At 54.2% G+C, this 11,244-nt stretch carries 11 protein-coding genes; 5 read left to right on the top strand and 6 right to left on the bottom strand.

Features of this window, described 5'->3' with window-relative positions; genetic code table 11:
* Positions 1-137 precede the first annotated feature (137 nt).
* Both infC and ACK4HN_RS09340 read left to right on the top strand, forming a co-directional pair.
* Positions 138-632 carry a translation initiation factor IF-3 gene (gene infC / locus ACK4HN_RS09345; RefSeq protein ID WP_409869839.1) on the top strand — a complete coding sequence of 165 codons (495 nt, stop codon included), beginning with the start codon at positions 138-140 and terminating at the stop codon, positions 630-632.
* 17 nt (positions 633-649) lie between these two features.
* A complete protein-coding gene (locus tag ACK4HN_RS09340) occupies positions 650-1,393 on the top strand; it encodes a M50 family metallopeptidase (RefSeq protein ID WP_409877559.1) in 744 nt (247 codons plus the stop codon).
* On the opposite strand, the gene ACK4HN_RS09335 is transcribed toward ACK4HN_RS09340, so the two are convergent.
* From ACK4HN_RS09335 to ACK4HN_RS09315, 5 genes are all read right to left on the bottom strand, one after another.
* Positions 1,386-2,288, bottom strand: coding sequence for a tRNA (5-methylaminomethyl-2-thiouridine)(34)-methyltransferase MnmD (locus tag ACK4HN_RS09335; protein WP_409869822.1), 903 nt, complete (start codon positions 2,286-2,288; stop codon positions 1,386-1,388). The genes ACK4HN_RS09340 and ACK4HN_RS09335 overlap by 8 nt on opposite strands.
* Positions 2,288-2,941 (bottom strand): FHA domain-containing protein, encoded by a 654-nt coding sequence (locus tag ACK4HN_RS09330; RefSeq protein WP_409869824.1) that lies wholly within the window; start codon positions 2,939-2,941, stop codon positions 2,288-2,290. Before ACK4HN_RS09330 ends, ACK4HN_RS09335 begins: the two co-directional genes overlap by 1 nt.
* A 133-nt stretch (positions 2,942-3,074) precedes the next feature.
* The gene (locus ACK4HN_RS09325) at positions 3,075-5,390 is read right to left on the bottom strand and encodes a potassium channel family protein (protein ID WP_409869826.1); all 2,316 of its coding nucleotides are present in this window, start codon (positions 5,388-5,390) and stop codon (positions 3,075-3,077) included.
* 6 nt (positions 5,391-5,396) lie between these two features.
* Positions 5,397-6,413, bottom strand: coding sequence for a cobalamin biosynthesis protein CobW (gene cobW / locus ACK4HN_RS09320; RefSeq protein ID WP_409869828.1), 1,017 nt, complete (start codon positions 6,411-6,413; stop codon positions 5,397-5,399).
* Entirely contained in the window at positions 6,413-7,876 is a 1,464-nt protein-coding gene (locus ACK4HN_RS09315) for an FAD-linked oxidase C-terminal domain-containing protein (protein WP_409869830.1), read from the bottom strand. The genes cobW and ACK4HN_RS09315 overlap by 1 nt, the downstream gene beginning before the upstream one ends.
* Before the next feature lie 177 nt (positions 7,877-8,053).
* On the opposite strand from ACK4HN_RS09315, the gene ACK4HN_RS09310 reads away from it, so the two are divergent.
* From ACK4HN_RS09310 to ACK4HN_RS09300, 3 genes are all read left to right on the top strand, one after another.
* Positions 8,054-8,752: an MBL fold metallo-hydrolase gene (locus ACK4HN_RS09310; protein ID WP_409869831.1), complete on the top strand. Its 699-nt coding sequence runs from the start codon at positions 8,054-8,056 to the stop codon at positions 8,750-8,752.
* Between the two features lie 63 nt (positions 8,753-8,815).
* Positions 8,816-9,358 (top strand): rhodanese-like domain-containing protein, encoded by a 543-nt coding sequence (locus ACK4HN_RS09305; protein ID WP_409869833.1) that lies wholly within the window; start codon positions 8,816-8,818, stop codon positions 9,356-9,358.
* A 3-nt stretch (positions 9,359-9,361) separates the two neighbouring features.
* Positions 9,362-10,249 carry a sulfite exporter TauE/SafE family protein gene (locus ACK4HN_RS09300; protein WP_409869835.1) on the top strand — a complete coding sequence of 296 codons (888 nt, stop codon included), beginning with the start codon at positions 9,362-9,364 and terminating at the stop codon, positions 10,247-10,249.
* Here ACK4HN_RS09300 and rbfA read toward each other — a convergent pair.
* Entirely contained in the window at positions 10,246-10,632 is a 387-nt protein-coding gene (rbfA, locus tag ACK4HN_RS09295) for a 30S ribosome-binding factor RbfA (RefSeq protein WP_409849839.1), read from the bottom strand. The genes ACK4HN_RS09300 and rbfA overlap by 4 nt on opposite strands.
* Positions 10,633-11,244: the final 612 nt, after the last annotated feature.

Raw genomic sequence — 11,244 nt, 5'->3', positions numbered from 1 at the left:
CCGCTAAGATGTAGAGCAAGGGGCAGGGGGTCATTTCTAGCTGCCCTCAGAGGCTAGAACAGTCCTTGCACCAACCTTTATCAACGACAGTACAGGTACCAGTGGCTCTTACTAAGAAAACACAGCAAGAACAACCCATGATTAATGAGCGCATCTGCTTTCCTCGGGTGCGGGTGGTGGATAGTGATGGTTCCCAATTGGGGATTATGTCGTCCCAAGAGGCGATCGCGATCGCCCGTGAAAAGGAACTTGACCTTGTCCTCGTCAGTGACAAGGCAGATCCGCCCGTTTGCAAAATTATTGACTACGGCAAGTTTCGCTTTGAGCAGGAGAAGAAGGCGCGTGAAGCCCGCAAAAAGCAACACACCTCCGATGTCAAAGAGGTGAAGATGCGCTACAAAATCGAGGAACACGATTACAACGTTTGCATCAACCGCGCCGAGCGTTTCCTCAAGGCTGGCGACAAGGTGAAGGCCACTGTGACCTTCCGAGGGCGGGAAATTCAGCACTCCCACTTGGCCGAAGAACTCCTCAACCGCATGGCCAATGACCTGCAAGCGGTGGCCGAAGTGCAGCAGGCACCGAAACAAGAAGGGCGCAATATGATCATGTTTTTGGCACCGAAGCGGTAATTCCTGCTGGGGGGCGTATGTTTGGCTATCGTCCAGACCCCAAGTCCACCCCACTGGATGTTTCAACCCATGAGAAACCCCGTTCGGCACTGCTGCTGGCGATCGCCGCCCTTGTCGCGATTATTCTTTGGCAGATTCCCTTAGGGAACTATCTGCTGTATCCCTTTACAATCCTGTCCACGTGGTTCCATGAGATGGGGCATGGTCTTACGGCGATTTTGTTGGGGGGCTATTTTCGTGAATTAGTCATCTATCCCAGTGGTTCAGGGTTTGCGCGCTATGGGGGCGAGGTGCTGCTAGGAAATTTAGGACATGGCTTAGTTGCCATGGGCGGGCCATTGGGACCCGCGATCGCTGGCAGTCTCTTTATTTTGTCGAGCCGCTCTCATCGTGCCACAGATATTTGCCTCAAAGCTCTAGGAATGATTATCCTCGCCTCGGTGCTGCTGTGGGTGCGATCGCTCTTTGGCATTGTCTTCATGACGTTGGTGGGGATTGCCATTCTGCTGGTGGCCTATCGCGGCAATCGCTGGCTCAAGGGCATTTCCATTCAGTTCCTTGGGGTACAGGCCTGTATTAGTACCTTTCAGCAGGTGGACTACCTCTTTACCTATGCTATTCTGGGGGAGCAGCTTTCCGATACGGGGCTTCTCCAGCAGTACCTGTGGCTCCCCTATTGGCTGTGGGGAGCGCTGATTTCTGCGATGACGTTGGGGTTGCTGCTGTGGAGTCTCAAAGTGGCCTATACCCGGTCTAAGTAATGCCCCAGCGGTGTCGCCAGCGGCTGGTGGATTCACGGTGAGAGGCTTGCTGCTCGGCTTGGCGGCGCGATCGAATGGTCTCCGCACTATCCCGCAGGTGCGGATCGCGGTAGGGAATACCCGCGCGGGTTTGTAAATGTTCCTGCTCCATCAGCGACAGGGGAATAAGCTGATCGGCTTGCCAGCGAGCCACCGTTCCCTGTGCCCATTCATGGCTGTGCTGGGGGGCAGCAATCGGCAGCGTCCCAAGGTGTAAACCCGCCGCCTGCAAAGCGGCACGAACAGCAGCGGCACGACAATAGGTGGCCAAATGCCCCTCAGGAGCCAAACACTGCGCCACTAAGCTGAGAAACTCCACTGTCCACAATTGCGGACAGCGCTGGGGTGAAAAGGGGTCAAGAAAAATCGCATCTGCTTGGAATCCTTGACGAACAAGGTCTTGAATCGTTTGGCGGGCATCGCCAATAAAAAGCTGTGCCTGACACTGTGGGGTGCTTACCTGCTGTTGCTGAGCTAGTCCTTCAAGAATCGCTTGAACCGATGCTGACCAAGGGGGCATGACCGCTAAAGCTGCTTGGGGAACGCGCAGATCCAGTTCTAGGCCGATGACTGTGACTTGACAGGTGGGATTGTGCTGCCAAATCACCTCTAGGGCAGCAGCAGTGTTGTATCCCAAACCATAGCAGATGTCCAAAAGGCGCAGATGGGAGGCTTGGGCTTTGCGGGGCAGATCGGTGGCGATCGCGAACTTTTCAAAAGCTTCTTGACGTGCCCCCCCAAGACTATGGAACGTTTCCCCAAATTCTGGAGAAAAAAACGTAAAAGAACCATCCGCCGTCGGTTGGGGCTGCCAGATGGAGTTCAAGGTAGGCGCTAAGTTTTGGGAATCGGCCATCACTGCATTTGCGTGGGGGTCTGCGGTTGGGGGGCAGGTGGTCGGTTCATCATCACAACGCCAATTCCCGCGATCGAAAGAACAATGACAATTCCGCCAACAATCAGCAGCCAAGGAGGAGAGGATTTGGGAGCTGGCGCTGATTCTGGGGTAGCATTGGCGGGCAGCGGTGGGGGAGTGGCATTCAATTGCGTTTCTTCTGCTGATTTTTTATCGTCTCCGCCTTCTTCAGCTTGAGTAATTGTTGAGGTCAGGGGCACGGCCTTGATGCTGTGGTAGTTGACGCTCTTCAAATACTTAATAAACTCCGCCTCGCCCATTGACACAGTGGCATAGTGTGCCTTGACAGATCCGCCGAAGTTAATTTCATCGCCATCTTTTAGCTCATGGCTTTGCACCCGCTGGCCATTCACTAGGATACCGTTGGCACTGGGCTTACCATCGGCATTGCCATCCACGACACGATAGCGGTAGCCATTGGGGGAGGGAATCCGCAGCAGTAGAGCATGTTGCCGTGAAACACCGTGACCATGAATGATAATCGCATTAGTGACATCGCGGCCAATGGAGTAGGTTGCTGCATCCAAAGGGATCGTGCGCTTACCCGTTTCATCTTCAATGTTCAGTAGATGGTGCTCACGGTTATCACTCATGGCAACAGCCCAAGGCTAAGTTGATCTTTACATTAAGACATTAAGATCTTACCTTGAGGGCTGTATGTGGCATCACCTGCAATGAACCTGAGATGGGAAGTTCTAAGACTTTTCGGGGGTTGAGGCACGATCTTTATGTCAAAGGAAAGAGGCGGACAGGGGCTAGAGCCTGCAATTGTTGACTGAGGCGAAAGGCTTGGGGTTCGTAGATTTCAAGGGTAGTCGCTGCAGGGAGTTGTTGAATAAAAGCGCGCGATCGCCCTAGGGGCAGGCCTGTAATCTTAGTGATTAGATTGCCAATTTCGAGGGCGGCTTCTGCATTGCGAGGGGGACCGACCCACAGCCGCCAGAGACGCCGGGGAGCCATTTTGCCCTGTTCAATGCGCCGTAGGCCATCAATTGTGGCTAAGACAACCAAGCGATCGCCCACCGTGAGTTGCAGCGTATCACTGGGCAAAAACTGATGACTCGTCTCACCGCCGAGAAACTGTTCGTGGCGACGGTAGAAAACAGGGATGACTGCGTAACCGTAGGCCACTTCCCCAATCAACTTTCCCTCAAGGGTGTCACCGGCGGTAACGGTGTAGTCGGCAATCAGTACTGTCTGCTGATCGATTTGAAACAGACCGAGCATCGTTTCCCCAAAGGCAGCACCGGCAAAGGCTTCAGCAGCAAGGGCATAGGCACAGAGGGGGCGGGCACGGGGCAGCAGATCTCGCAAGTCCTCTGTGAGGATCGGATCATAGATACCAATCACCAAACCAATGGGAGACTCGCGCTGCTCTGTCGCTTGGCGGGCAATCAAGGCCACTTCTAGGTTCAACATTTCATCGCCCGTGGTGAGAACCACGCTTTTAGCCGTGTCCAACTGGGCTTGGGGGAGCTTTTCAGGAATGTTGCCAAGGAGCATTGGCAGGTCTTCAAAAAGCTGAGCCTGCTCAGGGTTGTCCACCAGTAGCACCAGGGGTTGACGAAAGGTGCGGAGGAGCTGCACCACCTGCTGCCCAATGCGATCTAACCCGACAACGATCACGTGATCCGCCGTGGGCAGGGGAGGACGTTTCTTGAGGAACTCAAACCGCGCTTGCAGCAGCTTTTCGGCCAAAAGTCCCAAGACACCGACAATAAAAAGAAGACTGACGATCGCCACCAGAATGCAGACGACCAGCAGCCAAGGGGGAACGGGATCATTTTCTAGGCCGCCAAAGACATCGCCAAAGCCCCCCAGTAGGAGGATAAACCCCGCTGCAAAGGCCTTTTGCCAATTGAGGTTAGGGACGTTGTAGCGCAGTAGCAGAGCAGTCAACAGCCACAGACCACTGCCTATCCAAAGGCCATTGAAGATTAGCTCGCGGGAGCGATCGCTATGGATCCACTGCCAAAATTGTTCTGCCTGCTCAGGCAATTGGCGTCCCTGCTGAATGAGGCGCTGGATGGGATGGGGGTCAGGAACCAAGGATTTCACCACTTCCACTCGTTCAATCCAAATCGGGCGATCGCCCACCTCAAAAAGCAAATCTGGCGGCCAATGGTTAAAGAGGCGATAGGGGCGAGTTGGCTGGAAGAGCGAGGATTGGGAATGGCAAGAACGAATACTAATCAGGCGTTGGTGACGGCGCTGCCAGCGGTGGGCAGGTGTACCCACGAGGGGACTATCAGCGGTAACTGGTTGTTGAAAGACTCGAAACTGCTGACCCTCAATTGTAAACGCAGCAAGGATATTTTCCTCAAGGGCCGCAAGGGCAAAGGCCGGCGCCGGCAGTTCTGTGGGATTGAGGGCCACAAAGCTCCCCAGTTTTTTCTCTAGGAGGGCGTTGAGATTATCGCGACTAGAGCGCACCACAAGATGCACCTGGGGATTTAGGCGTCGAGCCACAATTGCTGTCGCAATATTGGTAGCCTCATCACTCGTCACCGCCAGTAAGGTACGACAGCGATCAATCCCAGCCGCCTTGAGAACTGACTCTTGGCGACAATCACCAACGATCACAGGTTCACTGAGTAACTCTGTCAACTGGGGAATTTCCCACTCAATGTTGGCGCGGCGTTCAATGGCACAGATCTCTATACTCAAATGCTCACCTGCAAAGCGACGCAGACTTTGGATACAAAATTGCCCCAAGCTGCCAAGTCCGCAGACAATAAAGCGATCGGGCACAGGGGTTTCGCCCTCCCCTAGCCTTGTGACCGATGGTGTCGGTGCCGCCACAGACCAAGATTGCCACCAATAGGGAAATGGCTGATGGGGTTCAGCCGCCAACAGGAGAAACGTGCCCCGCTGCCACTGTTGCCAAAAGGCCTTACCCCAATTCGCGAGGCGATTGAGATCAAGGTTGGTGGCTTCAATCCAGATGCTGAGGTGGCGATCGCCGACATCAATGAACCACGTTGCACCCCTACCCAATAGTTGGTGCAGTTGGCGGTCAATCACCTCCTCTAAGCTAGCCATCGCCTCCTAGCCAAAATGGGACAGTAACTCCTGTTGATCCAACTGACGACCAATCACCACCAGACGGGTTTGACGGGGTTCTGCCGCTTGCCACAGGCGATCGTAAAACGAGTCTAACCGCTGACCGACCCCTTGGACTACCAATCGCATCGGCTTGCCCTCTATAGCGGCAAAGCCTTTGATGCGGTAAATGTCAGGCACTTGCAGTAATCGTTCAAGGGATTGGCGCAAGCGCTGTAGATCGCAGGCCCCCAGCTCTAGGCAGACTGCTTGAATCTGCTCATCGTGATCGTGCTCTTCCTCAAAATCGTGGTGACTGGGCCGCTGCCCCAAGTTTTCCTCAACTGCTGCATTAAATCCCAGCAGCAAATCCGCCGGCACCTGTCCTTGGCAAGCAGCAAGAAGCTTAATGCGGGGGGGCAATTGACGGCGCAGTTCAGCAATTAGATGGTCAACCTGATTGGGAGCCAGTTGATCCACCTTGCTGAGGATGACTAAATCGGCACAGGCCAGTTGATCATTAAAGAGTTCCTCAAGGGGCGTTTCCTCATGCTGCAAGTTGGGATCGGCTGCTTTCTGGGCAAAGAGCGCTTCTAGATCCGCACTCACTTGACCGGCGGCAAGGGCAACCCCATCCACGACGGTGACAACCCCATCCACGGTGGCGGCATGGCGCACCTCCGGCCAACGAAAGGCCATAACTAGAGGCTTGGGCAAGGCCAGTCCCGAGGTTTCAATGACAATGTGATCAATCTCCTGCCGCCGTGCCAAAAGGGTTTGCATCGTTGGCAAAAACTCCTCCTGTACCGTGCAACACAGGCAGCCATTGGTGAGTTCCCAGATGCCCGCCGCGCGATCGCAACAGGACTGCAACAACTCGCCATCAATACCGACATCGCCAAACTCGTTCACAATCACGGCAATGCGCCTGCCCGCGGCATTTTGCAGCAAGTGTCGAATCAGGGTTGTCTTACCACTGCCAAGAAAGCCGGTAATAATCGTGACTGGAATTTTTGCACTCATTAAAATGCCTCAATGTTGGGAAAGTCTTTGAGTTGATGAGCCGCCTCCCCACAGGTTCGCGGTGTCGGAAAGACCTTTTCAGGGTTGGCTAGACGTTTGGGATCAAAGGCAGAGCGCACCTGCTGCATCGTCTCTAGATCGGCTGGGCTAAACATTTCACTCATGAAACAGGCTTTATCACTGCCAATGCCATGTTCTCCAGAGATACTCCCCCCCAAGCGCACACAGAGCTTGAGGATTTCACCCCCTAAGGCCTCCACCTCTGCAAGGGCACCGGGTACCGCTTGATCATAGAGGATCAAAGGATGCAGGTTACCATCGCCCGCGTGAAAAACATTGGCAATGCGATAGCCACTGCGCTGACTCAGTTGTTCAATTTCCTTGAGGACAGTGGCCAGTTGACTGCGGGGAATCACCCCATCTTGGACAAAATAATTCGGACTGAGGCGACCCGCAGCAGCAAAGGCGGCTTTGCGCCCCTTCCAAAGACGGAGACGATCTTCGGCTTCTGTGGCCACAGTAACGTGGCGTGCCCCCTGTGCATAGCAAATGCGTGTCACCCGCTCTTGTAAGATGGGCACTTCTGCTTCTAGACCATCCACTTCCACAAGGAGAACAGCGCCAGCATCGCGGGGATAGCAGTTGGTGGCCACGACATCTTCGACGGCATTGATACTCAGGTTGTCCATAATTTCCATGCCAGCGGGAATGATACCGGCACGAATAATCGCGGAAACGGTTTCGCCGGCCGCTTCAATCGTGGTGAAGTCCGCCAATAGAACGGCGATCGCCTCCGCCTGTTTGAGAATCCGCAGCCGAATTTCCGTAGCAATGCCCAGCGTGCCCTCAGAGCCAACAAAAACCCCCATGAGATCATAGCCGGGTATTTCTGGGGCTGCACCACCGAGTTCAACAATCTCACCATTGGGCAAAACCACCGTCAGTCCCAGCACATGATTCGTGGTAACGCCATACTTCAGGCAATGGACACCGCCGGAGTTCTCGGCCACATTGCCGCCAATGGAGCAAATAATTTGACTCGATGGATCCGGGGCATAGTAAAAGCCCTGATCGGCGACGGCTTGGGTGACCCAGGCATTGATGACCCCCGGCTGCACCACTACCTGCTGATTGGCCAGATCAATGTCTAAAATCTGGTTCATGCGAGAGGTGACAATGAGAATCCCTTCGGTGTGGGGTAAAGCACCCCCGGATAACCCTGTGCCGGCGCCACGGGCCACAAAGGGAATCCGATAGCGATCGCACACCTTAAGAATCGCTGAGACCTGTGCGGTGGTTTGGGGGAGCACGACCAGCTTGGGTCGCTGTCGGTACATGGAGAGGCCATCGCATTCATACACCAAGGCTGCCGCTGGATTAGTGAGGACAGCCCCCTTGCCGACAATGGCCGTTAGCTCCTCCGTTACCCGCTGCCAAGGGGTAATTTGCTGTAGTGTGGACATCCCCAGTGCTCTGAAACTGCCTTACTCTTATCCTAAATTGGCTTCCCCTAGAAAAATGGGGGTGCGGGGGTTGACGTTTATTTACCAAATGGTTATAAAATTGAGTAGTAAAAGTTCTAGATTTAGTTCTAAGGCTGAACGCATCCCTCCACACTTTACCCCCCAAAGGAGTCCGCTATGCTATTTCGCCAACTCTTTGACTACGAGACCTGGACCTATTCTTACCTCATTGCCGATGAGGCCACGCGGGAAGCCGCCTTGGTGGATAGCGTCCTTGAACAGGTGGATCGCGATGTGCAGTTAATTGAGCAACTGGGGTTGAAACTGCGCTACTGCCTCGAAACCCATGTTCACGCCGACCACATTACTGGGGCAGGCAAAGTCCGCGAACGGACAGGCTGCCAAACCCTCGTGCCAGAAAATGCCCAAGTGGACTGTGCCGACAGCTATATCAAAGACGGGGAAGTGATTCACGTTGGCAGTATCCCCATTCAAGCGATCGCCACCTTGGGGCACACCGATAGCCACATGGCCTTTTTGGTGAATGGTACCCACCTACTGACGGGAGATTCCCTCTTTATCCGTGGCTGTGGGCGCACCGATTTCCAGAGTGGTGACGCGGGTGCGATGTACGATGCGGTAACGCAGCGGCTCTTTACGCTGCCAGATACCACCTTGGTCTATCCTGGCCATGACTATCGCGGTCATACGGTTTCTACCATTGGGGAGGAAAAACGCTTTAATCCCCGCTTTGTGGGTCGCGATCGCCAGCAGTTCATTGAATTCATGGCCAACCTGAACCTGCCGGATCCCAAGAAAATCATGGAGGCGGTGCCCGCTAACCAGCAGTGTGGCATGGTTGCTGCTGCCGTCTAATCCCTTGACCCCTGATCGCTCCTGTCTAGATAACCTTGAGTAACGAGTTGAGAACCAATGACGATGACCACAACAACGACTGAGTCTCCCCTCATTTCTGCGGCTGAACTGCACGATGCCCTGCAACGCCAGCAGGTATTGCTGATTGATGTGCGGGAGCCAAGCGAATACAACAATGCCCACATTCCGGGGGCGCTACTCTGTCCCTTGGCCAATGTGAAGGAACTTGAACCCCCCTGTAGCTCTAACACCCCCGTGGTGCTCTACTGTGAATCGGGTCGGCGATCGCAGATGGCCTACGAAATCCTTGCCCAGCGGGGGTTCCAAAACCTTAAAAACCTCGAAGGAGGCATCCAGCGCTGGAAACAGGCCGGTTATGCAGTACGTGGCGCTGCTAACGCCCCAATCAGCCTCATGCGGCAGGTGCAAATTGTAGCGGGTACCCTGATTCTCAGCGGAGTAATCTTGGGCTTTACGCTGAATTCGGGCTTCTTCTTTCTAGCGGGGCTAGTGGGCACAGGCATGCTCTTTGCCGGTCTGAGTGGTCGCTGTCTAATGGCTCAATTGCTGATGCGACTGCCCTTTAATCGTCCCCAAGGGAAGTAGGCAATGTTCAGCTACTGGTTGGGGCATGGGCTGGCGATCGCCATCGGCTTGAGTCTGGGTCTATTGGGGGGTGGCGGTTCCGTTCTGGCCCTGCCAGTGCTGGTCTATGTCATGGGCATTGAAACCAAGGTCGCGATCCCGATGACGCTTGTCATTGTTGGCAGCGTCAGCTTGCTAGCAGTGCTTCCCCAATGGCGGCGCGGCTATGTCAATTTGCGGCTGTCACTAATTTTCGGTTCTGCAACCATGTTGGGTGCCTACCTCGGAGCGCGACTGGCTGCCCTGCCTTGGATTACCGATACGGTGCAGCTCTTACTCTTTGCCGTTGCGATGATGGTGGCGGCAATTTTAATGATCCGGCGGCAGCAGCGCCCCCCTGTCCCTGAACTCACCCCTGCAGAAACGTCTCTGGAAAGTCAGCTTTATATCCCGCCCGTGTGTAAGTACTGTTGGCTATGGCTCCCCAGCGAGGGTCTGGGTGTGGGTATTCTCACGGGGTTGGTGGGGGTTGGTGGCGGCTTTGCCATTGTGCCTGCCCTTGTTTTATTGGGGAAAATTCCAATGCGGCAGGCGATCGGGACTTCACTCCTGATTATTACTGCTAATTCCGCGGCTGCGGTTTGGGGCTATCTGGGCACGGTTAGCTTGGATCTACGCTTGACCCTGACGCTCACTTTAGCAGCCGCTAGTGGCTCCCTTGTCGGGAGTTATCTCAGTCACCGCGTTTCTGCAAAGCGACTTCAGCAGGGCTTTGGTTACTTCTTAATTGGCATTGCGGCCTTTGTGATCCTGAAAACCCTACTGGCACCTCCCCAGCGCGGCAAAAGCTCTTCCCCATCGCCAAGACACTACCTTACTGCATCCGTTGCACCTAGACAAAACCGCGCTTAGGACTCCGCCTCAGGCGCCTCTGAAGCACGCTGCTGTTGCCCAATTTGATTGAGCAGCGAAAGAACGCGACTGCCCCGCTCGAGGGAGCGATCCTCAATAAACACGACCTCAGGTGTCCGCCGCAGGCGAATGCGCTGCCCCAATTCCCGTCGCACAAAGCCTGAAGCTGCCTTCAATCCGGCCATTGTTGAGCGCCGTACCTCATCGGTACTGTAGATACTGACGAAAATCTTGGCGTGCTGCAAATCACCGGAAACTTCCACATCGGTGACACTGACCATGCCTGCCCCCACGCGCTCATCGCGGATTTCATACATTAATAACTGGCTCACTTCTCGTTTAATCAATTCTGCTACCCGTGCCACCCGTCGCTCTGTCGCCATGGCGGGCCTCCTTTTTTTTAAGTTGTTGGCAAAGACTATCCTGCACCTTTCTTATCTTATCAAGACAGCTATCGCTCTGTTTCTGGATTGTGGGCGATCGCTCAAGACTTCTATGGCAGTAACCGCTGGCAGCAGTGTTACAAAAGTTAACATTCCTTACTGATGTTCTCTGCGAGTTGAGGCCTCAATTTCCTGCTCTCTTGCCAGATTGGAACCCCTGCTCAAAAATGAGAAAACTGAGAAGCTAGGCAACAATCACCTTGATATTTCGTAAGAATTCCGCTATCACGTTAATATAGTTCTCCCGCAGCAAATGCTGATGGGAAGCTTAGCCTACCCTTGGTAAGCGCCAACAGTGATTAGGTAAAATCGCCTACTTACTTAAGCGTTTATGGGGGATGGGTTTCTTATTTATGAAGCCAAATTAACAGGATGCTGGAGCGATCGCTCCTAAGTCTTAGAGAGCTGATCATGTCCTACCAGCAACTGTAAGGTTCTAAATCTGGCATCTATATCTGCAAGAGGATTTAATTCCATGACGATCGCGATTGGACGAGCGCCAGCGGAGCGGGGATGGTTCGACATCCTCGACGACTGGCTTAAACGTGACAG

It is taken from the genome of Thermosynechococcus sp. (genome assembly GCF_046299655.1).
In the GTDB taxonomy this organism is placed as follows: Bacteria; Cyanobacteriota; Cyanobacteriia; order Thermosynechococcales; family Thermosynechococcaceae; genus Thermosynechococcus.
This window is presented reverse-complemented; position numbering and strand designations above follow the sequence as displayed.

What these genes read in the sequence shown, in the direction of transcription:
- infC (WP_409869839.1), top strand. Translation starts at nt 138, where the DNA reads ATGATTAATGAGCGCATCTGCTTTCCTCGGGTGCGGGTGGTGGATAGT.
- ACK4HN_RS09340 (WP_409877559.1), top strand. Translation starts at nt 650, where the DNA reads ATGTTTGGCTATCGTCCAGACCCCAAGTCCACCCCACTGGATGTTTCA.
- ACK4HN_RS09335 (WP_409869822.1), bottom strand. Translation starts at nt 2,288, where the DNA reads ATGGCCGATTCCCAAAACTTAGCGCCTACCTTGAACTCCATCTGGCAG.
- ACK4HN_RS09330 (WP_409869824.1), bottom strand. Translation starts at nt 2,941, where the DNA reads ATGAGTGATAACCGTGAGCACCATCTACTGAACATTGAAGATGAAACG.
- ACK4HN_RS09325 (WP_409869826.1), bottom strand. Translation starts at nt 5,390, where the DNA reads ATGGCTAGCTTAGAGGAGGTGATTGACCGCCAACTGCACCAACTATTG.
- cobW (WP_409869828.1), bottom strand. Translation starts at nt 6,413, where the DNA reads ATGAGTGCAAAAATTCCAGTCACGATTATTACCGGCTTTCTTGGCAGT.
- ACK4HN_RS09315 (WP_409869830.1), bottom strand. Translation starts at nt 7,876, where the DNA reads ATGTCCACACTACAGCAAATTACCCCTTGGCAGCGGGTAACGGAGGAG.
- ACK4HN_RS09310 (WP_409869831.1), top strand. Translation starts at nt 8,054, where the DNA reads ATGCTATTTCGCCAACTCTTTGACTACGAGACCTGGACCTATTCTTAC.
- ACK4HN_RS09305 (WP_409869833.1), top strand. Translation starts at nt 8,816, where the DNA reads ATGACCACAACAACGACTGAGTCTCCCCTCATTTCTGCGGCTGAACTG.
- ACK4HN_RS09300 (WP_409869835.1), top strand. Translation starts at nt 9,362, where the DNA reads ATGTTCAGCTACTGGTTGGGGCATGGGCTGGCGATCGCCATCGGCTTG.
- rbfA (WP_409849839.1), bottom strand. Translation starts at nt 10,632, where the DNA reads ATGGCGACAGAGCGACGGGTGGCACGGGTAGCAGAATTGATTAAACGA.